Origin of the sequence: Brachybacterium sp. sponge (genome assembly GCF_001613775.1) — a bacterium.
Lineage (GTDB): Bacteria > Actinomycetota > Actinomycetes > Actinomycetales > Dermabacteraceae > Brachybacterium > Brachybacterium conglomeratum.
The window spans coordinates 200,195-224,941 of sequence record NZ_LRMP01000003.1 but is presented as its reverse complement, the minus strand read 5'-3'; the positions used below and the strand labels follow the sequence as shown (position 1 = coordinate 224,941).

The following is a 24,747-nucleotide window of genomic DNA, read 5'->3' as shown; positions in this document are numbered from 1 at the left end:
CAGTGCTCGACCCGCGAAGGAGTACCGGTGCCCACCACCCCCACCCCCCAGGACCGCTCGCACGAGCTGGTCGTCGTCGCCAATCGCCTGCCCGTCGACTCCCGCACCCTCCCCGACGGGGCCACCGAATGGGTGACCAGCCCCGGCGGCCTGGTCACCGCGATGGAGTCGGTGATGCGCACGGTGGACTCCGGCGCGTGGGTGGGCTGGGCCGGATCGCCGGGCGAGCCACCCGCCCCCTTCGAGGCCGACGGGATGAGCCTGTACCCGGTGCGGCTGGACGCGGAGGATGTCGAGCGCTACTACGAGGGCTTCTCGAACGCGACCCTGTGGCCGCTCTACCACGACGTGATCGTCGATCCCGAGTTCCACCGCGGCTGGTGGGACTCCTATCTCGCGACGAACCGCCGCTTCGCCGACTCCGCCGCACCCGTCGCCGCCCCCGGCGGCACGATCTGGGTGCACGACTACCAGCTGCAGCTCGTGCCCCGGATGATCCGGGAGAAGCGCTCCGACGCGCGGATCGGCTTCTTCAACCACATCCCCTTCCCCTCCGTCGAGCTGTTCTCCCAGCTGCCCAAGCGCAACTCGATCCTGCGCGGGCTGCTCGGCGCGGACCTGATCGGCTTCCAGCGCGAGAGCGACTCGCTGAACTTCGTCGCCGCGGTGCGGAAGCTGCTGGGCTACCACGTGGACGGGTTGACGATCTCGGTGCCGGGCGTCGGCGCCGCCCCGATGCGGGAGGTCGAGGTGCGCACCTTCCCGATCTCGATCGACTCCTCCGCCGTCTCCGCGCTCACCGAGGACGAGGAGATCCGCGAGCGAGCGCGGGCCCTGCGCCACGACCTGGGCGACCCGACGAAGGTGGTGCTCGGGGTGGACCGGCTCGACTACACCAAGGGCATCCGCCACCGGCTGAAGGCCTGGGGGGAGCTGCTGGACGACGGTCTGATCGACCCCCACGACACGGTGATGATCCAGGTCGCGACGCCGTCGCGGGAGCGGGTGGAGGCCTACCGGCAGCTGCGGGACGAGGTCGAGCTGACCGTCGGCCGCATCAACGGCGAGCACGCACCGCTGGGCCGACCGGCCGTGTCCTACCAGCACCACTCCTTCGACCGCCGCGAGATGACCGCGCTGTTCATGGCCGCGGACGTGGTGCTCGTGACCGCCCTGCGGGACGGCATGAACCTTGTCGCCAAGGAGTACGTCGCCTCCCGTCCCGACCTGCAGGGCGTGCTGGTGCTGAGCGAGTTCGCCGGCGCCGCGGACGAGCTGCGCGCGGCGGTCCTGGTGAACCCTCACGACATCGACGAGCTGAAGTCCGCGATCCTGCGCGCCCTGGCGATGCCCGAGGAGGAGCAGGAGGAGGCGATGCGCTCCCTGCGCCATCAGGTGATGGAGAACGATGTGCAGTCCTGGGCGCACGACTTCCTCGAGCACCTCGAGCACGCCGGCCGTGAGGCGCAGGCCGCGGTGCCCGTGGTGAGGCTGCGCGGCGACGAGCCCAGCGCGCCCGAGGAGATCGACGAGGCGCTGCGCGCCTTCGCCGACGTTCCGCGCCTGCTGATCGCCTCGGACTTCGACGGGGTGCTCGCCCCGATCGTCGAGGACCGCGATGCGGTCCAGCCCGATGCCGAGGCGCTCGGCGCGCTGCGGGACCTGGCCGAGCTGCCCGGCGTCGCGGTGGCGCTCGTCTCCGGCCGCGCCCTCGAGGATCTGGACCGGCACACGCAGATGCCGAGCTCCGTGGTGCTCGTCGGCTCGCACGGCGCGGAGGTCGGGGCGCTGCCGCCGTGGATGCAGGCCGAGGTGCTGGACCGCTCCGCGCTGTCGATGACACCGGAGAAGGAGGAGCTGCTCGCGACGATCACGGCGACTCTGCGCCGGATCGCACGTGCGCATCCGGGCACCGAGGTGGAGACCAAGCCCACCGCCGCGGTGCTGCACACCCGCAGCGCCCGGGGCCGAGGCGGCATCAACGCCACCGAGTCCGCGCTCGAGTACGCCACCACCCTGCCGGACGTGACCGTCACCCCCGGCAAGGAGGTCGTCGAGTTCTCGGTGGTGCACACGTCCAAGGGCGTCGCCGTCGATGCGCTCGCCCGGGCCAGCGCCTCCGACGCCTGGCTCTACCTCGGCGACGACGTGACCGACGAGTCCGTCTTCGCCGCGGCCGAGGAGCAGGACGTCACGCTGAAGGTGGGCGGCGGCGACACCGCGGCGACCCTGCGCATCGCGGACACCGTCGCGGCGCGCGAGGTGCTGCAGCGCCTGCGGGAGCTGCGCGGCGAGCAGGGCTGACCCCCCGGGACGACTCGAGCCGCGTCCCCGATCGGGGACGCGGCTCGGAACTCGGTGCCCGCGACAGGATTCGAACCTACGACCTTCTGCTCCGGAGGCAGACGCTCTATCCACTGAGCTACGCGGGCGGACTCCAGGAGTCTAGCAACACCTGGGGGCGATCGAGCACGCCGGCGGCGCGAGCGACCGAGGGTGTGAGAGGGACCTCACCGCAGCAGCGGGAGCTGGGCCCCGTGGAGCACGGCGGAGGGGTCCGCGGCGATGGAGAGGCCGCTGGGCTCGGCGCCGGAGCGCACCAGCAGGTCGCCGACCGCGGCGATCATCGCGCCGTTGTCGGTGCACAGCCGCGGCGGCGGGATGCGCAGCTCGACCCCGGCGGCGTCGCAGCGCTCCTGGGCGACGGCCCGCAGGCGCGCGTTCGCGGCGACCCCGCCGACGATGACGAGGGTGTCCAGCCCGCGCTCCTGCACGGCGCGCAGCGCCTTGGTGACCAGCACGTCGACGACGGCCTGCTCGAAGGAGGCGGCGATGTCCGCGACGGGCACGGGCTCGCCGGCGCGCTCGAGGGTCTCCACGGTGCGGGCCACGGAGGTCTTGAGCCCCGAGAAGGAGAAGGTGAAGGGCGCATCCCCGGGCCGCAGCATGGCGCGCGGGAAGGCGAAGGCGGCGGGATCGCCGCCGACCGCGGCGCGGGAGATCGCAGGCCCGCCCGGGTAGCCGAGACCCAGCAGGCGCGAGACCTTGTCGAAGGCCTCCCCCGCGGCATCGTCGAGGGTGTCGCCGAGGTGCTCGATCGGATCGCGCACGAGGTCGCCGACGGCGAGGATCGAGGTATGCCCGCCGGAGACGATCAGGACGATGGACTGCTCGGGCAGGGGGCCGTGTTCGAGGGTGTCGGCGGCGGCATGGCCGGCCAGGTGGTGCACCCCATACAGGGGCTTGTCCAGCGCCCAGGCGATGGACTTCGCGGCGGCCAGTCCCACGTGGACGGCGGTGGCGAGGCCGGGACCGGAGGTCACGGCGACATGGGTGATGTCCCGCGCCTGCACGCCCGCGTCGTCGAGGGCGATCTGCAGCGTCGGGACGACCGCGTCGAGGTGCGCGCGGGCCGCGATCTCGGGGACGACGCCGCCGAACATCGCGTGCTGGGAGGCGCTCGAGGCGAGGCCCTGGCCCAGCAGGACCCCGTCCGAGACTATCCCGAAGCCGGTCTCGTCGCAGGAGGACTCGACCCCGAGGACGACGGGCGCGCCGGAGGAGGTCACCGCAGCAGCGACATCGGGTCGGAGTAGTTGCCCGCCTCGTCCATCTTCGCGAAGTGGAGATGGCAGCCGGTGGAGCGGCCGGTCGAGCCGACGTAGCCGATGGTGTCGCCCTGGGCGACGGTCGCGCCGACAGAGGTGTTGAAGCCCTGGAGGTGGTAGTAGCCGGTGACGACCCCGTTGCCGTGGTCGATCTTCACGCGGTTGCCGGAGGCGTGGTGGTACTCGACGGCGACGACGGTGCCGGACTTGGCGGCCTTGACCGGGGCGCCGCAGGCGGCGCCGAAGTCGACGCCGTCGTGGCCCTTGTAGTAGCCGAGCACGGGGTGGATGCGGCCGCCGTAGCCGGAGGTGATGGGGCCGGAGGAGGGGCGGATGTAGCCGGAGTCGCTGCCGACGACGGCCTCGCCCTCGGCGGAGTCGGCGCCCTCGGCCGAGACGGTGCCGTCGGCGCCCTCCGCGCCTGCGGCGGCCTCGGTGACGACGGGCTCGGGCTCGGGCACGGAGACCTCGATGCCGGTGCCCTCGGCCTCGTCCTCGGCGGCGGCGGGGGCGGTGCGCTCCTCGGAGCGGCTCGCGGCGTCGCCCTCGGCGGCGCGCTCCTCGACGGCGGCCTCGGTGGTCGCGGCCTCGGCGTCGGTCGCGCCGGGCAGGGCCACGGGAGCGATCGCGGCGGCGGCCTGCGGCGCGGCGGCGGGGGCCTGAGCGATCGGCTCGGCCGGGGCGGCCTCGTCGATGCCCGCGGCGGCAGCGGCGAGAGGAGCGGCGATGGTGGCGGTGGCGAGGACGCCGAGGACGCCCGCCTTCACGGCACCCGCGGGCAGTGCGTGGTCGCGGTGCGTTCCTCCGACCGAACGGTGCTTGCGCACCGTGGCGCGTCCGTCAGAGCGATGATTCGCCACCTGAGATCCTCTTCCGTTTCGACTGCGTGTCTCGTCCGTGTATCCGTTCCGGCACGGCAGCTGTCCCGTGCGCGACGCCGGACGGGGAAGTACGCGTCGCTGAACAACGTCGACCAACCTAGGTGCAGGTCAGCGCGGCGGGCGAGCGAGGCAACCGGGTCATTGCCAAGTTTTTGCCATGTCGGCTGAAAGGTGGGGAGATCTTGACGGGATCGGCTTTCGGGAGGGGTGCGCGTCACTCCTGCGGGTCGTCCCGCGTCCGCGATGCGGACGTCCCCGGGGCCCCACGCACGCCTCCGAGGAGCGTTCCGGCAGGCGCCGTGGGGGTCCTGTGCAGGAGTCGTGGGGCGCCCTCCTCCTCCGTGATCGTCCGAGGGAGGCCGTCTAGAGTGAGCCCCATGTCGACCCCGGACCGCAGCTCAGCCGCCGACTCCTCGCCCGTGCGCGTGGTGGTGATCGAGGACGAGCCCACGATCACCCGCGCGATCGCCGACCGGCTCACCGCCGAGGGCTGGGAGGTCTCCACCGCCCTCGACGGCCCCTCCGGCGTGCGCACCGTCGCCGAGGTCCGCCCGGACCTCGTCGTGCTCGACGTGATGCTCCCCGGCTTCGACGGCCTCGAGGTGTGCCGACGCATCCAGGCCGACGAGCCGGTCCCGGTGCTCATGCTCACCGCGCGCGACGACGAGACCGACATGCTCGTCGGCCTCGGCGTCGGCGCCGACGACTACATGACCAAGCCCTTCTCCATCCGCGAGCTCGTCGCCCGGCTGAAGGCGCTGCTGCGCCGGGTGCGCCGCACGGGCCCTCCCGCACCGGGCGAGACGGAGAAGCAGGAGGCGCTGCAGTTCGGCGACCTCGTGATCGACCGCGCCGGCCGACGGGTGATGCGCGCCGGGGTGCCCGCCCATCTCACGCCCACCGAGTTCGACCTGCTGCTGTGCCTGGCCAACGCCCCCGGCACCGTGCTCACCCGCGAGCAGCTGCTCGCCGACGTGTGGGACTGGGTCGACGCGACCGGCACCCGCACCGTCGACTCCCATGTCAAGGCGCTGCGCCGCAAGCTCGGCGCGGACCTCGTGCGCACCGTGCACGGCGTCGGCTACGCGCTCGAGATCCCGGAGGATCCCGAGGAGGACGCCCCGGCCGCCGGCTCCGAGGGCGCCGTGACGGACCTGCACTCGATGCCCACCCCGCACGAGCCGACCTCGGACTCGTGAGCGGACCCCGCTCCGGAGGCGGGGAGCCCCCTGCCCCGCACGCCCGCCGCCGGGTCCCCGAGCGGCTGGACGTGCGCCCGCTGGACCGCTTCCGCTCCTTCAAGGTCAAGCTCGGGATCCTGGTGGGCGTGAGCGTGACCGTCGCGGCGCTGCTGACGCAGGTGAGCATCCGCGCCGGGATCGAGCCGCTGCTGTCCCTGCCGCTGGTCGTGATCGCCGCGCTGGTCTCCACCCAGCTGCTCGCCCGGGGCATGACCTCCCCGCTGCGGCAGATGACCGCGGCCGCCCAGGCGATGGCGCGCGGGGACTACAGCGGACCGGTGCGCGCCACGAGCCGCGACGAGGTGGGGCAGCTGGCCGAGGCCTTCTCCGTCATGGCCGCCGAGCTCGAGCAGACCGACCGCACCCGCCGGGACCTCGTCGCGAACGTCTCCCACGAGCTGCGCACGCCCGTCGCGGGCCTGCGCGCCCAGCTGGAGAACCTCGTCGACGGCGTCACCGAGCCCGATCCCGCCGCGCTCGAGGTGGCCCTGACCGAGACCGAGCGGCTCTCCCAGCTCGTCGACCACCTCCTGGACCTCTCCCGGCTGGACGCCGGGGTGATCCACCTCGACCTCGAGGAGGTCGAGCTGACCCCCTTCCTCCACGAGGTCGTCGACGCCGCCGCCCTCGCCGCCGGAGGCCGGGACGTGCGCTGGATCGTCGACGTCGACCCGCCGGACCTCTCCGTCGCGGCCGACGCCGCTCGGCTCCACCAGGTGATCCACAACCTGCTGGAGAACGCCGCCCGCCACTCCCCCGCCGGCGGACGCATCCACATCAGCGCCTCCCGCACCGGGGAGGACGACGGGGTGCGGATCGACGTCGACGACGAGGGGCCCGGCATCGCGCGCGAGGACCGCGACCGGGTCTTCGAGCGCTTCCAGCGCGGCGGAGCCGCGGACTCCTCCGGCGGGACGGGCCTGGGCCTGGCGATCGCGCGCTGGGCGGTGGGCCTGCACGGAGGCACGATCGAGGTGCTCGACGACCCCCGCAGCACCGGAGCGCAGGAGGGGCGGTCCTCCCTGATCCGGGTCGTGATCCCCGATCACGGCCCGGTGGCGTGATGTCCCCCACCACCGGCGTCCCGTGCCGCGCGCGACCTGCGCCGCGGCGCGCACCGGGACCCGCGGGCCGTTACGCTGGAGCCATCCGTATCTCTCGATTGTGAGAAGGCTGGCGATCTCAGAGTGTCACAGCAGACACAGGACTCCGATTCCGCGGAGTTCGGCCCCAATCAGTGGCTCGTGGACGCGCTCCGCGAGCAGTGGCGGGAGGACCCCTCGAGCGTCGACCCCAGCTGGGCGGAGCACTTCGCCTCCACCAGCTCGGCACGCGCCGAGACCCCCGACGCTCCCGGGCCGGGCCCGGAGACCTCCGAGGCGGCGACGGCGCCGCCCGTGACGGCTCCTCCCTCGTCCCCCGAGGCGGCGCCCGCCGCCGCGGCCGGCCCCGACGACGCCGCTGACGAGGCGCCCGCCCCGGCCGCCTCCACCCCCGCTCCGGCCCCGTCGCCGACGCCCGCTCCCTCCTCCCCGGCCGCCCCGTCGGCCGCCTCGACGCCAGCGAAGGAATCCCCCGCCGTGAACGAAGCCACCTCGACGCCCGCCCCGAGGACTCCCGCGGTCTCCACGACCTCCGACCGTCCGGCCAAGGTCCCCACGACCACCGCGCAGATCCCCGCGGTCGAGCTGCACGAGCCGGAGCCCACGAAGCTGCGCGGCCCGGCCGCCGCCGTCGTGCGGAACATGGACGAGTCCCTCACCGTCCCGACCGCGACCTCGGTGCGCGACGTGCCGGTCAAGCTCCTGTTCGACAACCGCATCGTGATCAACAACCACCTCAAGCGCCACCGCGCGGGCAAGGTCTCCTTCACCCACCTGATCGGCTGGGCGATGGTCGAGGCGGTCACCGAGATCAACGACATGAACAACGGCTTCGACGTCGACGAGAAGGGCAAGCCGCTCCTGCTCAAGCGCGAGGACGTCAACTTCGGCCTCGCCATCGACATGCCCCGCCCCGACGGCTCCCGCGGCCTCGTGGTGCCGAACATCAAGGCGGCGCAGCGCTTCGACTTCCGCGGCTTCTGGAAGGCCTACGAGGAGGTCGTCAAGAAGGCCCGCGCCGGCAAGCTGACGATGGACGACTTCACCGGCACCACCGTCTCGCTGACCAATCCCGGCGGCATCGGCACCGTCCACTCGATCCCCCGCCTGATGAAGGGCCAGGGCGTCATCGTGGGCGTCGGCGCGATGGACTACCCCGCCCAGTTCCAGGGCGCGAGCCCGGCGACCCTCGCCGAGCTCGCCGTCTCGAAGGTCATGACGATGACCTCGACCTACGACCACCGCATCATCCAGGGCGCCGCCTCGGGCGAGTTCCTCAAGCGGATGGCGGACAAGCTGCTGGGCAAGGACGGCTTCTACGACCGCGTCTTCGCCTCGCTGCGCCTGCCCTACCAGCCCGTGCGCTGGGTGCCGGACAACCCCTTCCGCCACACCACCTCGGAACGCCTCGCCCGGGTGATGGACCTGATCCACTCCTTCCGCGTGCGCGGCCACCTCATGGCGGACACCGATCCGCTGCAGTACAAGGTCCGCAACCATCCGGACCTCGACGTGGAGACCTACGGCCTGACGCTGTGGGACCTCGACCGCACCTTCCCGACCCGCGGCGTGGGCGGCAAGGACCAGATGACGCTGCGGGACATCCTCGGCGTGCTGCGCGACGCGTACTGCCGCACCATCGGCGTGGAGTACATGCACATCTCCGATCCGGAGGAGCGTGCCTGGATCCAGCAGAAGATGGAGACCCCGCGCGAGCCCTTCGACAAGGCAGAGCTGACCCACATCATGGACCGCCTCAACGCCGCCGAGGCGTTCGAGACCTTCCTGCAGACGAAGTTCGTCGGCCAGAAGCGGTTCTCCCTCGAAGGCGGCGAGGCCGTCATCCCGATGCTCGACACGGTGCTGCACGGCGCCGCCCACGAGGGTCTGGACGAGGTGGCCATCGGCATGTCGCACCGCGGGCGCCTCAACGTGCTCTCCAACCTCGCCGGCAAGAGCTACGGCCAGATCTTCCAGGAGTTCGAGGGCAACTACGGCGAGAAGCTCGGCTCGGGCGATGTGAAGTACCACCTGGGCACCGAGGGCACCTACACCTCCCATGACGGGAAGTCCACGAAGGTCTACCTCGCGGCCAACCCCTCGCACCTCGAGGCCGTCAACCCCGTCCTCGAGGGCATCGTCCGCGCCAAGCAGGACCGCCTCGAGCGCCCCGAGGAGTTCCCGGTGCTGCCGGTGCTCGTCCACGGCGACGCGGCCTTCGCCGGCCAGGGCGTGGTCACGGAGACGCTGAACCTCTCAGAGCTGCGCGGCTACCGCACCGGCGGCACGATCCACGTGATCATCAACAACCAGATCGGCTTCACCACGCTGCCGGACTCCTCGCGCTCGTCCTTCTACTCCACGGACGTCGCGAAGTCGACCCAGCTGCCGATCTTCCACGTCAACGGCGACGATCCCGAGGCCTGCGTGCGGGTCGCCGAGATCGCCTTCGAGTACCGCCAGAAGTTCCACCGCGACGTGGTCATCGACATGGTCTGCTACCGCCGCCGCGGCCACAACGAGGGCGACGACCCCTCGATGACGCAGCCGGAGATGTACAAGCTCATCAACGAGAAGGCCTCCACCCGCAAGCAGTACATGGAGACCCTCGTCGAGCGCGGCGACCTCACCGAGGAGGAGACCGAGGGCCTGGTGCGCAACTTCCAGGAGCACCTCGACGAGGCCTTCGCCTCGACCCGCTCCGACGCCGGCTCCGCGAAGCCCGCGGAGGCCAACGTGCAGGGCCTGGACCTGCCGGAGTCGCAGCAGGGCGGCGACGCGCCCGAGCAGGCCGTCACCGCGGTCGACGCGTCGGTCGTGACGCGGATCGGGCAGGCGCACGCAGAGGTCCCCGAGTCCTTCACCGTCCACCCCAAGCTGCGCCAGGTGCTCGAGCGCCGCACGCAGATGTCCTCGCAGGGCGGGATCGACTGGGCCTACGGAGAGCTGCTCGCCTTCGGCTCCCTGCTGATGCAGGGCCACCGGGTGCGCCTGGCCGGCCAGGACTCGCGCCGCGGCACCTTCGTGCAGCGCCACAGCGTGCTGATCGACCACGAGAACGGCGACACCTGGACCCCGCTGTCCTATCTCAGCGACGACCAGGCCCGCTTCAACGTCTACGACTCCTCGCTCTCGGAGTTCGCGGCGCTGGGCTTCGAGTACGGCTACTCCGTGGAGAGCCCGAACTCGCTGGTGCTGTGGGAGGCGCAGTTCGGCGACTTCGTCAACGGCGCCCAGACGATCATCGACGAGTTCATCTCCGCCTCCGAGCAGAAGTGGGGCCAGAACTCGAGCGTGGTCATGCTGCTGCCGCACGGCTACGAGGGCCAGGGGCCGGACCACTCCTCCGCCCGCATCGAGCGCTTCCTGCAGCTGTGCGCGGAGGAGAACATGCGTGTCGCGGCGCCCTCCACCCCGGCGAGCTACTTCCACCTGCTGCGCAAGCAGGCGCTCACCGAGCCGCGCAAGCCGCTGATCGTCTTCACCCCGAAGTCGATGCTGCGCAACAAGGCGGCCGTCAGCGCGGTCGAGGACTTCACCTCCGGCACCTTCGAGCCGGTCCTGCCGGACACGACCGTGGATCCGGCCGGCGTGCGCCGCGTGCTGCTCGCCTCGGGCAAGGTGTACTGGGACCTCGTGGCGCGCCGCGAGAAGCTCGGCGCGACCGACACCGCGATCGTCCGCGTCGAGCAGCTCTATCCGCTGCCCGAGGCGCAGCTGCGCACCGCGCTGGACGCCTACCTCGATGCCCCGCTGGTGTGGGTCCAGGAGGAGCCGCAGAACCAGGGTGCCTGGAGCTTCATGGCGATGAACTTCGCCGTCGAGGTGGGGCGCACCCTGCGGGTCGTGGCCCGTCCAGCCTCGGCCTCCCCGGCCACCGGCTCGACCTCCGCGCACAAGGCCGAGCAGGAGGATCTGCTCACCCGCGCCTTCGAGGCCTGAGCGACCCGCGGCGCGGGCCACGGGTTCGCCCGTGGCCCGCGCCGCCGTTAGAGTGAACCGACCCCGTCCCCTGCCAGGAGGTCCCGGTGCAGACCGTGCCCACTTCGCCCGTCCCGGATCCGGGCTCCCGGATCCGGATCATCGCGCTCGGCGACGAGCTCCTCGCCGGCATCGGCGACGCCCGAGCGCTGGGCTGGCTGGGCCGGGCCGTGGCCAGCGAGCAGGGCGCCGACTGCCGCATCGACGTGTTCTCCGCGGCACTGCCGGGCGAGACCTCCGCGGAGCTGGCCGAGCGCTGGGACGCCGACGTCAAGCGTCGCTTCTCCGAGCAGGGCCGCGCCGACGGCTCCGTCGACCACCGGGTGGTGCTCGCGATGGGCCGCGCCGACGTCGAGGCCGGGATCTCCCTGGCCCGCTCGCGCCTGAACCTCGCCAAGATCCTCGACGGCCTCGAGCGTCTGCGGATCCCGGCCTTCGTGGTGGGCCCCGCCCCGAGCCGCGACCCGGCCACCACCGCGGGCGTGCGCGAGCTCTCCGGCGCCTTCGAGGACGTCTGCGCGCGGCGCCGCATCCCCTATGTCGACACCGTCGGCGGTCTGGTGGGCCACGACCAGTGGGAGAGCGACCTCGCCCGCTCCGCCGGCGACCACCCCGGGCAGACCGGCTACGGTCTCATCGCCTGGCTGGTGCTGCACAGCGGGTTCGGCTCCTGGCTCGGCACCTCCCGCTGACCCCCGCCGGGCGGGCGCACCGCCCGCCCGCGCACCAGGTCCGACCGGCTCCCCGGCCCCGGTGCGCCAGGGGCGGCCGGCTCCCCGGCCGCCCGCACCAGGCCCGACCGGCCCTCCGGCCGCCTGCGCCGTCGTCCGGCCGGGCCAACTCGGACGGACCAGCCCTGTTCCCCCATCGAGTGGCAGATTTCGACCGGTATCACGCACGAATACCGGTCGAAATCTGCCACTCGATCTTCCTGTGCCGGCCGGGCCGAGCGGCGGGCGACCGGACCGGGGGCGCGGCCGGGGCCCGAGCCAGGGCGCGGGCGGGTGAGGTCCGACTCAGGTGCTGCGAGGGGCTCGGATGAGGCTCCGCGCGGAGCCTCCGATATGGCATGATCGACGGGTTCATTCCGGGTGAAGGAAGGAGAGCGTGATGAGCAAGCGAGGACGCAAGCGCAAGGCTCGCCGCAAGAACAGCGCGAATCGCGGCAAGCGGCCCAACAGCTGACCGCGCCGTCGCCGATGGCGACATGACGAAGGGCTCCTCCCGATGGGAGGAGCCCTTCGTCATGCTCGGGGGCGGAGCCGTCGCCCCGCGGCTCAGGCCGGGGGCAGGGTGCGGCGGGTGGTCGTCGAGCGGGTGACGCGCACCGTGGAGCCGTCCGCCCCGGTGGTCGTGCTCGTGCTGGTGGTGGTCACCGTGATGGTGCGGCACGTGTCGGCGATGCGGGCCCGCAGGTCGGAGGGGGCGCGGTCCGCGCAGCTGCGGCGCACCAGCTCCTTCAGCCGGCGCAGGCGCTCCCACTCGTCGGCGCACTCGGGGCAGTCGTCGGTGTGGCGGCGCATCCGCTCGACGGTCTCGCGGGGGAGCTCGCCGTCGAGCGCCTCCTCGAGCCCGAAGCTCATGTCGCGGCTCGAGCCGGTCGCCGTCTCGCGCCTCGAGGTCTCGCGCATCGCGCGGTCGTCCTGGGTCATCGCTCCTCCTCCCGGTCCGCGGTGCCGGCTCCGGTGTCGTCGGCGGCGTCCCCCGCCGAGGGCTGCGCACGCAGGAAGCCCGTGCGCCGGGCATGATCGGTGAGCTTCTCGCGCAGCTGGCGCCGCCCGCGATGGAGCCGGGACATGACCGTGCCGATCGGCGTGTCCATGATCTCGGCGATCTCCTTGTAGGCGAAGCCCTCGACGTCGGCGAGGTAGACCGCCATGCGGTAGTCCTCCCGCAGCTCGGACAGTGCGTCCTTCACGGCGGAGTCCGGCAGGTGGTCCAGCGCCTCGGCCTCCGCCGAGCGCAGGCCCGTGCTCGAGTGGCTCGAGACCTCCGCGAGCTGCCAGTCCTCGACCGTGTCGGTCCAGGCCTCCTTGGGGCGGCGCTGCTTCTTGCGGTAGCTCGAGATGTAGCTGTTGGTCATGATGCGGTACAGCCACGCCCGCATGTTCGTGCCCGGGGTGAAGCGGTCCTGGGCGCGGAACGCCTTGACGAAGGTGTCCTGGACCAGGTCCTCGGCGTCGTGCGGGTTGCGGGTCATCCGCAGCGCGCCGCCGTAGAGGGAGTCCAGGTGCGAGAGCGCCTCGGTCTCGAAGTCGAAGTCCGCCGCAGGATCGGGCTGCTCCGCGGAGGGCAGGCCGGTCCCGTGGTCGGAGGTGGGCTGTGTCTGCGTCATCGTCCCCAAACCTACGCCACCCGGGATCGCGGGGGCGCGCTCCAGCAGTCCGGTCGTCATGCGTCGCTCCCTCCCCGGCACCCGCCGGCGTGCTCGACCGTCCCGTCGGGGCCCCGACGGGGGCGCGGAACCGCTTCCGCACCGTCCGGTGCAACGCGATGGGCATGGGGGATGTTCCTCGGGCGGTAGTGTGGGGGTCGGTGATCTTCCCGACAGGGCTGATCACCGGACCGTCGACACCTGCTCAGAACGTGAGGACACCATGGCCCTGGTCCGCCGGATCGCACGACCGCTGCTCGCCGCCCCCTTTGTCTTCGAGGGCGTGCGCACCGCGCTCCGCCCCGAGCGCGAGATCGACGTCTACCCGCAGGCCTTCGACGCGGTCGACTCGGCGCTGGCCAAGAGCTCCGCGCCGGGCTTCGTCGATTCCCGCGCCGTGGTGCGCGCCGCCGGCGTCGTCGCCGCGGGCGCCGGCGTCCTCTACGCGACCAACCGCGCGCCCCGCGCCGCCGCCGCGGCCCTGCTCGTGACCACCTCCGTCGGCTGGGCCGGTCGGAAGAAGGTCTGGGAGCTGCGCGGCGAGGAGCTCGTCGCCGAGGTGCAGTCCATCCTCACCGACGCCGGCCTGCTGGGCGGCGTGCTCCTGGCCGTCGTCGACCACGACGGTCGCCCCTCGCTCGGCTACCGGGCGAACAAGTTCGTCGAGCGCAGCCAGAAGAAGGCCGCGCAGAAGCAGCGCGAGCTCGAGAAGAAGGCCGGGAAGCTGGAGAAGAAGGCCAAGGGCGCCGTCTCCACCGCCCAGAAGCAGCTCGCCGACCAGCACGGCTGATCTCCATGGGTTCCGAGGTGCTGTGGAACGCACCGGTCGCCGACCAGCCGGTCGACGCCCTGGTGCGGGTTCCTGGGTCGAAGTCCCTCACCGCACGCTGGATGCTGCTCGCCGCCGCGGCGAGCGAGCCGTCCACGCTGCGCGGAGCGCTCGTCTCCCGCGACACGCGACTGATGCGCGATGCGCTCGAGCGGCTCGGCGCAGTGCTGGAGGTGCGCGACGGGGTGCTGCACGTCTCCCCGATCCCGCCGGCCTGCGAGCATCCCGCCGAGCCGATCGAGATCCACACCGGCCTGGCCGGGACCGTGATGCGCTTCGTGCCGCTGTTGGCGGCGCTGCGCCACGGCGACGTGCGCTTCACCGGTGACGACGCCGCGCTCGTGCGGCCCATGGACGCGGTCGTGCAGGTGCTGCGCGGCCAGGGCGTCGAGGTCACCGAGCACAGCGAGCCGGGCCGGCTGCCGTTCACGGTGCACGGCCGGGGCACGCTGCCCGGGGGCCGGGTCGAGGTGGACGCCTCGGCCTCCAGCCAGTTCATCTCGAACGTGCTGCTGGTCGCGGCGCGGGCGGAGACGGACCTCGAGCTCGTCCATGTCGGGAAGGAGCTCCCCTCCCTGCCCCACATCGACATGACCCTGGAGACGCTGCGCCGCGCCGGGGTCGAGGCCTCGCACGAGGTCGACGCCGAGGGCCGTCACTCCTGGAGGGTCGCGTGCGGCCCGATCCGTCCGCTGGAGGTCGTCGTCGAGCCGGACCTCTCCAACGCCGGGCCGTTCCTGGCGGCGGCGATGGTCACCGCCGGCACGATCGCGGTGGACGACTGGCCGGAGACCACCACCCAGCCCGGCGACGCGTACCGGGAGCTGCTGACGCGGATGGGCGCCGAGGTGTGGCGCGAGGACGAGGCGGTGGTGGTGCGCGGCACGGATGCGCTGCACGGCATCGAGGCGGACATGTCGGCCGTCGGCGAGCTCGTCCCCACCGTCGCGGCGCTGTGCGCGCTCGCGGACTCGCCCTCGCGGATCACCGGCGTCGCGCACCTGCGCGGGCACGAGACGGACCGCCTCAAGGCGCTGGCGACCGAGCTGACGAAGGTCGGCGCCCGCACCGAGGAGCTGCCCGACGGGCTCGTGATCACGCCGGGCCCGCTGCGCGGCGCCGTCTTCGAGACCTACGAGGACCACCGCATGGCGACCGCCGGCGCGATCATCGGCCTGCGCGTCCCCGGCGTGCAGGTGGTCGACGTCGGCACCACGCAGAAGACCCTCCCCGACTTCGTGGGGATGTGGCTGTCGATGCTCCACCCCGAGCCGGCGGAGGACGACGCATGAGCCCCGTGCCGCGCGGATCGGGTGCGGCCCGGCACGGGGCGCCCCGGTTCCCGCGCGGCCAGGAGGGCACCTCGTGGTGAGGCGGTCCGTCCGCGACTTCGACGAGTCCGACGTGCGGGTCCGCCCCAACCGGCGCGGCTCCCGCCCCCGGACCAAGGACCGCCCCAAGCACGAGGACGCGATCACGGCCCGCGTCGTCTCGGTGGACCGCGGCCGCTGGCGCACGATCGTCGGCGAGGGCACCGAGGACCAGCGCGCGGTCACCGCGATGCGTGCCCGGGAGCTCGGCCGCTCCCCCGTCGTCCCCGGCGACCTCGTCGGCCTCGTCGGCGACACATCGGGACGCGAGGGGACGCTCGCCCGCATCGTGCGGATCCAGGAGCGCAGCTCCTTCCTGCGCCGCAGCGCCGACGACGACGACTCGACCGAGCGACCCCTGGTCGCGAACGTCGACGTGATGGTGATGGTGACGGCGCTGGCCGATCCCGAGCCGCGCGGCGGCATGATCGACCGCTGCCTGGTCGCGGCCTATGTCGCCGGCATCGACGCCCTGCTGGTGCTGACGAAGGCGGACCTGCGCGCTCCGGAGGAGTTCCTGGCCGCCTACGCCCCGCTCGGCCTGGAGCACGTGGTGACCCGTCGGGAGTCCCCCTCAGAGGCGGAGGATCCGGAGCACCCGGGGATCATCGGCCTCGAGCAGCTGCGCGAGCGGCTCTCGGGACGGATCAGCGTGCTCGTGGGACATTCCGGGGTGGGCAAGTCCACCCTGCTGAACGCCCTCGTCCCGGGCGCAGGCCGTGCCACCGGCGTGGTCAACGACGTGACCGGGCGCGGCCGCCACACCTCCTCCTCGGCGCTCGCGATGCAGCTGCCGGAGGACGACGGCTGGGTCATCGACACCCCGGGCGTCCGCTCCTTCGGCCTGGGGCACGTGGACCCCGACGAGCTGCTGGACGCCTTCGCCGACCTCGCCGATCTCGCCGAGCAGTGCCCGCGCGGCTGCACCCACCTCGAGGACGCGCCCGACTGCGCCCTCGACGATCTCGTGGACGAGGGCGAGGCCGGCACCGCCGGTCCTGCGCGCCTGGCCTCCTACCGTCGCCTGGCCGAGGCGCTGCGCCGCAACGACCCCTGGGACGTCTGAGCGCCGAGTCGCTGCGGCCCGGCGGGGGCGCGGGACCCTATCGTGGACCCCATGTCCAGCCGCTACGCCGATGACCTGCGCCTCGCCCACGTGCTCGCCGATGCCGTGGACCAGCTGACCACCTCCCGGTTCAAGGCGCAGGACCTCGAGATCTCGACCAAGCCCGATCTCACCGAGGTCACCGACGCCGACAGGGCCGCCGAGCAGCTGGTGCGCTCCCAGCTCTCGCGCTCCCGCTCGCGGGACCAGGTGATCGGCGAGGAGTTCGGCTCCACCGGCGCGTCCCCGCGGCAGTGGGTGATCGACCCGATCGACGGGACCAGCAACTTCGTGCGCGGCGTGCCCGTGTGGGGCACGCTGATCGGCCTGATCGAGGACGGCCGCCCCGTCGTCGGCCTCGTCTCCGCGCCGGCGCTGGGACGCCGCTGGTGGGGCGGGGAGGGCGCCGGGGCCTGGACCGGCTCCCGGCTCAGCAGCGCGTCGCGCCTGCAGGTCTCGACGGTGAGCACGCTCGAGGAGGCCTCCCTGTCCTACTCCTCGCTGCACGGCTGGGCCGATCACGAGCTGCTGCCCGAGATGCTGAACCTCATGCAGCGCTTCTGGCGCACCCGCGCCTACGGCGACTTCTGGTCCTACATGCTCGTGGCCGAGGGCGCGGTGGACGTCGCCTGCGAGCCCGAGCTGAAGCTGCACGACATGGCCGCACTGGTCCCGATCGTCACCGAGGCCGGCGGTCGCTTCACCTCCCTGGACGGCGAGCCCGGGCCGTTCGGCGGCAATGCGGTGGCGACGAACTCGCTGCTGCACGAGGAGGTCCTCGAGGCGCTCGCGCCCCGGGAGCGCTGAGCCCCGGCCCGCACGTGTCCGCCGGGACCCGCGCGGCGGCAGCCGGGGCCGGCTCTCGGTACGATGGCGGGACCCAGCGTCGCGGGATCGACCCTGTCCTCCCGTGCGCCCGTTCCCGGACTCTCGGAGGTTCCGCCCTATGACCGTCAAGCGCGTCGCACTGCTCACCGCCGGGGGCTACGCCCCGTGCCTCTCCTCCGCCGTCGGCGGACTGATCGAGCGCTACACCGAGCTGGTGCCGGACGTGGAGATCATCGCCTACAAGCACGGCTACTGGGGCCTGCTCTCCGGCGAGAAGATCGTGGTCGACGACGAGGTGCGCGCGAAGGCGGGCATCCTGCACAACTACGGCGGCTCCCCCATCGGCAACTCCCGCGTGAAGCTCACCAACACGAAGGACCTCGTCAAGCGCGGCCTGATCCAGGAGGGCGAGAACGCCCTCGAGTTCGCCGCGAACAAGCTCAAGGACGACGGCGTGGACGTGCTGCACACCATCGGCGGCGACGACACCAACACCACCGCCGCGGACCTCGCCGCCTACCTGCACGAGCACGGCCACGAGATGCAGGTCGTCGGCCTCCCGAAGACCATCGACAACGACATCGTCCCGATCCGCCAGTCGCTCGGCGCGAAGTCCGCCGCTGAGCAGACCAGCATCTTCGCGCAGAACATCATCGCCGAGCACGGCTCGAACCCGAAGATGCTGATCGTCCACGAGATCATGGGCCGCGCCTGCGGGTATCTCACCGCACAGGCGGCGGAGTACTACCAGCAGTGGCACTCCCAGCAGGAGTGGCTGCCCGGGATCGGCCACTCCGCCGACCGCTGGGACGTGCACGCCGTGTTCCTGCCCGAGCTCAAGCTCGACATCGAGGCCGAGGCCGCTCGTCTGCGGAAGGTCATGGACGAGACCGGCTGCGTGAACATCTTCCTCTCCGAGGGCGCGGGCATCCCCGAGATCGTCGCCGAGATGCAGGCGCGCGGCGAGGAGCCGGAGAAGGACCCCTTCGGCCACGTCAAGATCGACACGATCAACCCCGGCCAGTGGTTCGCGAAGCAGTTCGCGGAGAAGCTCGGCGCGGAGAAGGTCATGGTCCAGAAGTCGGGCTACTTCTCCCGCTCCGCGAAGGCGAACCCCGAGGACATCCGCCTGATCAAGTCGATGACGGACTACGCCGTGCAGGTCGCTCTCGAGGGCGGCTCGGGTCTCATCGGCCACGACGAGGAGCGCGGCGACGTGCTGCGCGCGGTCGAGTTCGACCGCGTCGCCGGCCACAAGGCCTTCGACGTGGACCAGGACTGGTTCGCGAAGGTCATGGAGCGCACCGGGCAGAAGATCGTCCCGGTCGAGGCGCACTGAGCCCTCGATGACGGGCGCGCGGAGGACCTCGTGAGCTCTCCCCGCCCGCGCGTGCGCACCTGGCGCCGCACCCTGCGCGCGCTCGCCCTGGAGGGGCGGGCGCGCGCAGCGCGTTCCGGGGCCGATGGGCTCGTCCGGGATCGCACCGGGACCATCGCTCCGGCCGAGGGGGCCGGCGGGAGAGTCGCTTCGGCCGACGAGGCCGGCGGGAGCAGCGGGGCGGCCGACGAGATCTCCGGCGCGGACGGAGTCCTGCACCTCTCCCCCGGCCCGCACGCCACCGCCCTCGCGCTGGACCGCGGCCCGCTCGCTCCGCCGGTGCTGCTGCGGCCCCGGCAGGGACGGCTCGGCGACTGCTGGCTGATGGCGCCGATGCTCGCCGTCCACGAGACCGCGCCGGAGCGGCTGCGGGCCCTGATCGGCGAGGAGGCGGACGGGATCGTGACGGTCCGCCTGCCGGGCCTCGCGGAGCCGCTGCGGATGGACCGTCGCCTCCCCGTCGATGCGCGCGGAGTGTTCCAGTACGGCCGGCGCGACGGCGCGAACCCCGGCTGGGTGGGCGTGCTCGAGAAGGCGATCGCCGGTCACATCGCCGGGGACTACGCCTTCCTGCAGCGAGGCCTGGCCCGCTACGGCTTCGCGCTGCTGCTCGGCGAGCGGGTGAGCACCCGGCTGCGCCTGCCCGATGCGGGTCAGGTCCTCGCCTGGCGGGCCGAAGGTCGCGCGCTCTGCGCCTCCACGCATCCGCTGAGCCCTCGCGTGCCGTCGGCAGCCGGTCCCCTGCCGCCGAACCATGTCTTCGCCGTCGTCGGCGCCGACGCGAAGAGCGGGCACGTGCACCTGCGGAACCCGGTGCGGCCTGCGGAGCTGCTCGTGCTCGACGCGCGCTCGTTCCGGCGCGGGTTCCTGTCCGTCGACGTCAGCGCGCCGCTGCGGTGACGGGTCGGGCCGTCCGCTCCTGATGACGGGCTCCGCGGTGATTGAGGTCGACGAGGGCGTACCCCTGCACCTCGTGCAGTGCCAGGAGTCGCTCTCGCCACCGACGCCGTGCACACTGCCCGGTCCGCGGTCGCGCCGTGGGGATGGCAGACCTGATGCCACCCTCGATCCCCGCGAGCAGCGCGCGGAGCGTGTCCCGGACAGGCCGGCCCCACCGGCCGGTCGACGACTCGGCGCACCCTCCGGCTGTGACGTACCCTGCAAGGATCCGAGGCCATGGGAGGAGATCATATGGGCGACAGTCCGACGTCCGGGGTGAACGTGCTGCTGGTGGCCGACCCGGGCCTACCCACGGCCCGAGCGCGGTCGATCCAGGATGACCTGCAGGAGCTGCTCGACGAGGCGTTCAGCCCCCCGATCATTCTCAACGTCCAGACCGCGATGCTGCGTTTGCGGCCCGACAACTCCCTCGATCTCTCCGACGCCGTCGAGCTGGCACGCGAGTACGGATCACCGGAGGCGGTGCTGCTGCTCACCGAGATCCCGCGACTGGAGGATGGCCATCCCTTGATCGCAGAGATCTTCCCCGACGAGAGGATCGCCGTCGTCTCGTGCCCCACGCTCGGAGCGTTCTTCAGCCGCCGCCGCATCCTCGACACACTGATGGCGTGCACCGTGCGGCTGAAGCCGACCAGCGAGCCCCGGGACCCCTCGATGTTCGACCGGTCCTGGCTCCGCTGGGCCCAGAGCCCGGACGGCAATGACCATTCGACGCTCCGGGCACGCCGGTTCACCGGCGGTCTCCGCACGGTCCTCGGGATGGTCGCCGGCAACGAGCCCGTGAAGACGGCGCCGCGCCTCTCGAGCGCCCTCGCAGCGGCAGCGGCCACCGGCGCATTCGGCATCTTCTACAACTCGATCTGGGTGATGTCCACCTACCTCTCGACGCCGCGGCTCATCGGCGTCGGGCTCCTCGCGATCGCGGCGATGACGGCATGGCTCATCGCCAGCAACGGGCTCTGGGACTCGCCGGAGCGGGAGAATCTCGCACGGGTCGTCCTGCTCTACAACCTCTCCACGGTGGTCACTCTGGTGCTGTGCGTCCTCGTGCTCTACGCGGCGCTGGTCCTGCTCATCCTCGCCGGAGGCCTGATCGTCATCGCTCCCGAGTACATGGAGGACGTGACCGGGCAGCCTCCCGTCTTCACCCGTTACCTCGACATCGCGTGGCTCAGCGCCGCTATGGGCGTCGTGGCCGGCGCGCTCGGCTCGAGCTTCGACCAGCACACCGACCTCAAGACGCTCACCCATGGGCAGAGGGAGCGCCAGCGGAAGTACACCCAGGAGGGCTCGTGATCGTCGGCGGTGGGTCGTTCAGCCGCTAGCAGGTGCTGGGCAGGATGCCGGCGCTGGCGGGGTGGTTCTTCTCGCGGGTGAGCGGGGAAGCGTCGTCCTGGGTCCGGTCGAGGCCTGCCTGGTGGAGGCAGCTTCGGCCGAGGTCGAGGTGCTCAGCGGCACCGGCAGGATCGCTTACGAGCCCCCGGCGCTGAACACGGCAGAACACGAAGGCCCCCGATCCGCATTTCTGCTGATCGAGGGCCTTCACTTCGTAGCGGGGGCAGGATTTGAACCTACGACCTCCGGGTTATGAGCCCGGCGAGCTACCGAACTGCTCCACCCCGCGGCGACATCAGTAACTCTAGGACGACCCGGCCCCCGAGTCCAGCCGAAACCCCTCCGACGTGGGCCATGCCACGTTCACGGGCAATTCACCTGCGCTCTCGTGCCTGGGAGGCCCTGCTGCGACTCTCGCGACCCGCCTCGCGCACCACGGGCGCGGCCTCCGCTGCGCAGCTCCGCGCCCGCCCGACGACGAGGACGCCCGCCGCGCACCGGCCACGGCCGGCGCCGCGACGGGCGTCCTCGGATCCGGGATGCTCCCGGCGCTGGCAGGAGGGTCAGCCCTCCCCGCCGTCAGAGGCCGCCGGCGTGCCGGATCCGCCGAGCTCCTGGTTGGCCTGGACGGCCCGGTTCAGCGCATCGGCCAGACGGTCCTGCGCATCGCCGTAGGCGGCCCAGTCCCCTTCGGCCATCGCCTTCTCGGAGTCGGCGACCGCGGTGTCCATGTCGGTCAGCGCCTGGTCGAGGCGCTGCTGGGGGGTGCCGTCGGCGGCCGGAGCCTGCTGCTCGCCGTCGGCGGGCGGCTCCTCTCCCTCAGCGGGGGCCTCCCCGTCTCCTTCCTCGACGGTGCCCTCGCCGGTCTCGGCGTCGGCCGTGCCGCTCGGGGCATCGGAGTCGGTGACCTCCGCATCGCCGGCGGTGGCGCCCGAGTCGCCGCCGAAGACGAGGTCGAGCGCCTCGTCCAGCGTCGGCGCGAAGCCGATCCGGTCGCCGAAGGAGACCAGCACCATCTGCAGCAGCGGGTACTGGGTGCCGCCGCCCGTCTGCGAGGACTGCAGATAGACGGGCTGCACGTACAGCAGTCCGCCGCCGACGGGCAGGGTGAGCAGGTTGCCGTTGATGACCTCGGAGGCGCCCTGCTGCAGCAGGTTCAGCGCCTGGGACACGTTCGGCTCGGCGTTGAACGTCGCCTGGACCTGTCCGGGGCCGTTGACCGGGTTGGAGGTCGGCAGCCGCAGCAGCGTCATGTCGCCGTAGCTGTCCGCCGGGTTCCCCTCGGTGCTGCCCGTCTCCGAGTCGACCGCGAGGAAGCCAGTGAGCACGTTCTGCCCCTCGGAGGGGATGAAGCTCGAGGAGAGCGTGAAGCGGGGCTGCTCCTCGTCCGGCATCTGCATGGTGAGGTACATCGGCGGCTGCGGGGCCTGCTGGCCGGCGCTGCCGTCGGGGTTGGTGGGCGCCGGGACCGTCGGGTCCGGCGGCACCTGCCAGAAGTCCTGCTGGGTGAAGAAGTCGTCCGCGTCGGTGACGTGGTACGTGGAGAGGATCTGGCGCTGCGCCTTGAAGTAGTCCGCCGGGTAGCGCAAGTGCGACATCAGCTCGCCGCTGATCTCCGAGGCGGGCTGGAGGGCGTCCGGGAACACCTCGGCCCAGGACCTCAGGATCGGGTCCTCGGTGTCCCAGGTGTACAGCGTCACCGAGCCGTCGAAGGCGTTCACAGTCGCCTTCACGGAGTTGCGCATGTAGTTCGCCGAGCGCTCGCGGTTGCTCGCCGAGGCGTTCGGATCGGTCTGGGAGTCGTTGACCGTCTGCTCGAGGTCGACCGACTGCGCGTAGGGGTACTCGGTCGTGGTGGTGTACCCGTCGACCACCCACACCATCTGTTCGTCCACGACGGCGGGGTACATCTGCGAGTCCAGCGACAGGAACGGCGCGACCTCGCGGACACGCTGCTGCGGGTCGCGGTCGTAGAGGATCTGCGACTCCTCGTTGAGGTAGTTCGAGATCACGATGTTCGGGTCGCGGAACTTGATCGCGTACAGCAGCTGGTTGAAGAAGCTGCCGACGGCGGGCCCGCCGTCGCCCTGGAAGGTGTTGTAGACCTGCTCGCCGCCCTGCTCGTCGTCCGTGCTGCCCTGCTGGTAGTCGAACTCCTGGGGGTCGGCCCCCTCGGGCGCTCCGACGATCGAGTAGTCCGGGGAGTGGCGGCCGAAGTAGACCCGCTCCTCGTACTCGCCGAACGCGCCTTCGCCGGGCACGCCCGACTGCAGGAAGCTCGGCTCACCGTCGGAGTTGCGTCGGTTGCCGTGCGCGGCGGCGGCGCCGTAGCCGTGCGTGTAGGTGATGTGCTGGTCCACCCAGGAGCGGTCCGTGAGGCCGAACTTGTCCGGCCGCAGCTCGCGCACGCCGATCACGGTGTCCTGCAGCTGGCCGTCGATCTCGTAGCGGTCCACGCTGAGGACGTCGTCGAAGCCCCAGTAGCGACGGTTGGCCTCGCGCTGCTCGAAGGTGGGCGAGATGACGTTGGGGTCCATCAGACGGATCTGCGCCGTGGTCGAGGCGTCCTCGCGCAGCGCCCCCGAGGTCGCGTCCGTGCTGGCCGTGTAGGGCACCTCGCTGACGTCGTCGAGGTTGAACGCGGCGCGGGTCGCGTCGATGTTGTTCTGGATGTACGGCTGCTCGAGCGCGCGCTCGTTGGGCTGGACCTGGAACTGCTGGATGGCCCAGGGGTAGAGGTTGCCGACGGCGAGGGTGGACAGGATCATCAGCCCGGCGCCGATCGCGGGGATGCGCCAGTCCGAGCGGAAGATCCACACCACGAACAGCGCCGCGACCACCACCGCGGCGATCGCGAGGATCGTCTGCGCGGGCAGGATCGCGTGGACGTCCGCGTAGGAGGCGCCCTCGAAGCGGGTGTGGGAGGCGGTCAGCAGGTCGTAGCGCTGGAACCAGTGCCCCGCACCGAGGAAGAGCACGTAGATCGCGGCGAGCACGCCGAGGTGGCGGCGCGCGGTGCGCGTGACCTCGAGCCCGCTCTCCTGGCCCCAGCTCACGCCGCCGTAGACGAAGTGGCCGATCAGGGCGCCGACGATCGAGACGAGCAGCACGAACTGCCCGAAGGAGACCAGCACGTCGATCACCGGCAGGGTGAAGACGTAGAAGGAGATGTCGTTGTTGAAGACCGGGTCGGTCTGCCCGAAGTCCTGCGGGTGCAGGAACAGCTGCACGTCCTGCCAGCGACGGGACAGCGCGAGCCCGCCGAAGGCGCCGATCACGATCGGTGCGCCGTAGGTCAGGCCGCGGCGCAGCGGGTCCACCGCGGCGCGGAACTGCTCCAGCGCCTCCTGCTCCCGCGTGATCGGCGGGTAGACGGGGCGCTTGGTGTACGCGATGCGGAGGCTGAGGAACAGCGGCACGGCGAACACCACGAAGCCGGCGACGAACAGCAGCGCCTGGGTGACCCACCGCGTGACGAGCACGTCGGTGAACTCGAGCTGGTCCATCCACAGGTACTTCGTCCACACCTCCGAGGCGAGGACGAGGAGCGCGATGAGCACGCCGAGCGCGATCACCGTGATCATCAGAGGGGAGATCCTCCGGGGCTCGCCGGAGCCTCCGTCGGGGGCCGGTCGTGGGCGCGGCCGCGGCATGTCGCCGAACTGGGCGGAGAAACTCACAGATAACCTCTGGTGCCTCGAAGTCGGAGCGCACACGGGGCCCCCGACGTCGTGGGGTCCCAGAACGCGGCCCG

18 protein-coding genes and 2 tRNA genes are annotated in these 24,747 nt (G+C 72.0%); 13 read left to right on the top strand and 7 right to left on the bottom strand.

Annotated features, from left to right (window positions below; all coding sequences use genetic code 11):
- Positions 1–27: 27 nt before the first annotated feature.
- On the top strand, positions 28–2,304 hold the full coding sequence (locus tag A4A78_RS13840) for a bifunctional alpha,alpha-trehalose-phosphate synthase (UDP-forming)/trehalose-phosphatase (RefSeq protein WP_062950269.1): 2,277 nt from the start codon (positions 28–30) through the stop codon (positions 2,302–2,304).
- A 55-nt stretch (positions 2,305–2,359) separates the two neighbouring features.
- On the opposite strand, the gene A4A78_RS13835 is transcribed toward A4A78_RS13840, so the two are convergent.
- From A4A78_RS13835 to A4A78_RS18315, 3 genes are all read right to left on the bottom strand, one after another.
- Positions 2,360–2,432: transfer RNA gene (locus tag A4A78_RS13835), tRNA-Arg, on the bottom strand.
- A 78-nt stretch (positions 2,433–2,510) separates the two neighbouring features.
- Complete coding sequence (gene tsaD, locus A4A78_RS13830; RefSeq protein ID WP_062950267.1) at positions 2,511–3,569, bottom strand: tRNA (adenosine(37)-N6)-threonylcarbamoyltransferase complex transferase subunit TsaD; 1,059 nt, start codon at positions 3,567–3,569, stop codon at positions 2,511–2,513.
- Entirely contained in the window at positions 3,566–4,468 is a 903-nt protein-coding gene (locus A4A78_RS18315) for a M23 family metallopeptidase (protein WP_304438556.1), read from the bottom strand. The genes tsaD and A4A78_RS18315 overlap by 4 nt, the downstream gene beginning before the upstream one ends.
- A 398-nt stretch (positions 4,469–4,866) precedes the next feature.
- Between A4A78_RS18315 and A4A78_RS13820 the strand changes: the two genes are divergently transcribed.
- The 5 genes from A4A78_RS13820 to A4A78_RS18380 all read left to right on the top strand — a co-directional run bounded on the left by A4A78_RS13820 (position 4,867) and on the right by A4A78_RS18380 (position 11,999).
- The gene (locus A4A78_RS13820) at positions 4,867–5,688 is read left to right on the top strand and encodes a response regulator transcription factor (RefSeq protein WP_062950265.1); all 822 of its coding nucleotides are present in this window, start codon (positions 4,867–4,869) and stop codon (positions 5,686–5,688) included.
- A complete protein-coding gene (locus tag A4A78_RS13815) occupies positions 5,685–6,794 on the top strand; it encodes a HAMP domain-containing sensor histidine kinase (RefSeq protein WP_062950263.1) in 1,110 nt (369 codons plus the stop codon). The genes A4A78_RS13820 and A4A78_RS13815 overlap by 4 nt, the downstream gene beginning before the upstream one ends.
- A 123-nt stretch (positions 6,795–6,917) precedes the next feature.
- The gene (locus A4A78_RS13810) at positions 6,918–10,775 is read left to right on the top strand and encodes a multifunctional oxoglutarate decarboxylase/oxoglutarate dehydrogenase thiamine pyrophosphate-binding subunit/dihydrolipoyllysine-residue succinyltransferase subunit (RefSeq protein WP_062950261.1); all 3,858 of its coding nucleotides are present in this window, start codon (positions 6,918–6,920) and stop codon (positions 10,773–10,775) included.
- 86 nt (positions 10,776–10,861) lie between these two features.
- Positions 10,862–11,506, top strand: coding sequence for a GDSL-type esterase/lipase family protein (locus A4A78_RS13805; protein WP_010549618.1), 645 nt, complete (start codon positions 10,862–10,864; stop codon positions 11,504–11,506).
- A gap of 418 nt (positions 11,507–11,924) precedes the next feature.
- Complete coding sequence (locus A4A78_RS18380; RefSeq protein WP_369801468.1) at positions 11,925–11,999, top strand: 50S ribosomal protein bL37; 75 nt, start codon at positions 11,925–11,927, stop codon at positions 11,997–11,999.
- A gap of 92 nt (positions 12,000–12,091) precedes the next feature.
- Here A4A78_RS18380 and rsrA read toward each other — a convergent pair whose 3' ends face one another.
- Together rsrA and A4A78_RS13795 are read right to left on the bottom strand one after the other, a co-directional pair.
- Complete coding sequence (gene rsrA, locus A4A78_RS13800) at positions 12,092–12,466, bottom strand: mycothiol system anti-sigma-R factor (RefSeq protein ID WP_062950259.1); 375 nt, start codon at positions 12,464–12,466, stop codon at positions 12,092–12,094.
- The gene (locus A4A78_RS13795) at positions 12,463–13,149 is read right to left on the bottom strand and encodes a sigma-70 family RNA polymerase sigma factor (protein WP_082835346.1); all 687 of its coding nucleotides are present in this window, start codon (positions 13,147–13,149) and stop codon (positions 12,463–12,465) included. Before A4A78_RS13795 ends, rsrA begins: the two co-directional genes overlap by 4 nt.
- A 262-nt stretch (positions 13,150–13,411) precedes the next feature.
- Here A4A78_RS13795 and A4A78_RS13790 point away from each other — a divergent pair, with 262 nt between their 5' ends.
- The 7 genes from A4A78_RS13790 (at position 13,412) to A4A78_RS13760 (ending at position 20,954) form a co-directional block, all read left to right on the top strand.
- Positions 13,412–13,978, top strand: coding sequence for a DoxX family membrane protein (locus A4A78_RS13790; protein WP_062950253.1), 567 nt, complete (start codon positions 13,412–13,414; stop codon positions 13,976–13,978).
- Positions 13,979–13,983: 5 nt separating this feature from the next.
- Entirely contained in the window at positions 13,984–15,309 is a 1,326-nt protein-coding gene (aroA, locus tag A4A78_RS13785; protein ID WP_062950251.1) for a 3-phosphoshikimate 1-carboxyvinyltransferase, read from the top strand.
- Between the two features lie 73 nt (positions 15,310–15,382).
- Positions 15,383–16,453 carry a ribosome small subunit-dependent GTPase A gene (gene rsgA, locus A4A78_RS13780; protein WP_062950249.1) on the top strand — a complete coding sequence of 357 codons (1,071 nt, stop codon included), beginning with the start codon at positions 15,383–15,385 and terminating at the stop codon, positions 16,451–16,453.
- A gap of 51 nt (positions 16,454–16,504) precedes the next feature.
- Positions 16,505–17,299 carry a histidinol-phosphatase gene (hisN, locus tag A4A78_RS13775; RefSeq protein ID WP_062950247.1) on the top strand — a complete coding sequence of 265 codons (795 nt, stop codon included), beginning with the start codon at positions 16,505–16,507 and terminating at the stop codon, positions 17,297–17,299.
- Positions 17,300–17,438: 139 nt separating this feature from the next.
- Positions 17,439–18,659, top strand: coding sequence for a pyrophosphate--fructose-6-phosphate 1-phosphotransferase (locus A4A78_RS13770; protein WP_062950242.1), 1,221 nt, complete (start codon positions 17,439–17,441; stop codon positions 18,657–18,659).
- Between the two features lie 30 nt (positions 18,660–18,689).
- On the top strand, positions 18,690–19,598 hold the full coding sequence (locus tag A4A78_RS13765; protein ID WP_082835345.1) for a C2 family cysteine protease: 909 nt from the start codon (positions 18,690–18,692) through the stop codon (positions 19,596–19,598).
- A 291-nt stretch (positions 19,599–19,889) separates the two neighbouring features.
- The gene (locus A4A78_RS13760) at positions 19,890–20,954 is read left to right on the top strand and encodes a hypothetical protein (RefSeq protein WP_062950239.1); all 1,065 of its coding nucleotides are present in this window, start codon (positions 19,890–19,892) and stop codon (positions 20,952–20,954) included.
- A 254-nt stretch (positions 20,955–21,208) separates the two neighbouring features.
- Here the strand turns inward: A4A78_RS13760 and A4A78_RS13755 are convergent.
- Together A4A78_RS13755 and A4A78_RS13750 are read right to left on the bottom strand one after the other, a co-directional pair.
- Positions 21,209–21,282 (bottom strand) — tRNA-Met (locus tag A4A78_RS13755).
- Positions 21,283–21,556: 274 nt separating this feature from the next.
- Positions 21,557–24,577: a UPF0182 family protein gene (locus tag A4A78_RS13750; RefSeq protein WP_231881056.1), complete on the bottom strand. Its 3,021-nt coding sequence runs from the start codon at positions 24,575–24,577 to the stop codon at positions 21,557–21,559.
- Positions 24,578–24,747 lie beyond the last annotated feature (170 nt).

Excerpts from the sequence above, each read along its gene's own strand:
- A4A78_RS13820 (WP_062950265.1), top strand. The coding sequence starts at position 4,867 with ATGTCGACCCCGGACCGCAGCTCAGCCGCCGACTCCTCGCCCGTGCGC.
- rsrA (WP_062950259.1), bottom strand. The coding sequence starts at position 12,466 with ATGACCCAGGACGACCGCGCGATGCGCGAGACCTCGAGGCGCGAGACG.
- A4A78_RS13795 (WP_082835346.1), bottom strand. The coding sequence starts at position 13,149 with ATGACGCAGACACAGCCCACCTCCGACCACGGGACCGGCCTGCCCTCC.
- A4A78_RS13790 (WP_062950253.1), top strand. The coding sequence starts at position 13,412 with ATGGCCCTGGTCCGCCGGATCGCACGACCGCTGCTCGCCGCCCCCTTT.
- aroA (WP_062950251.1), top strand. The coding sequence starts at position 13,984 with ATGGGTTCCGAGGTGCTGTGGAACGCACCGGTCGCCGACCAGCCGGTC.
- hisN (WP_062950247.1), top strand. The coding sequence starts at position 16,505 with ATGTCCAGCCGCTACGCCGATGACCTGCGCCTCGCCCACGTGCTCGCC.
- A4A78_RS13770 (WP_062950242.1), top strand. The coding sequence starts at position 17,439 with ATGACCGTCAAGCGCGTCGCACTGCTCACCGCCGGGGGCTACGCCCCG.
- A4A78_RS13760 (WP_062950239.1), top strand. The coding sequence starts at position 19,890 with ATGGGCGACAGTCCGACGTCCGGGGTGAACGTGCTGCTGGTGGCCGAC.
- A4A78_RS13750 (WP_231881056.1), bottom strand. The coding sequence starts at position 24,577 with ATGATCACGGTGATCGCGCTCGGCGTGCTCATCGCGCTCCTCGTCCTC.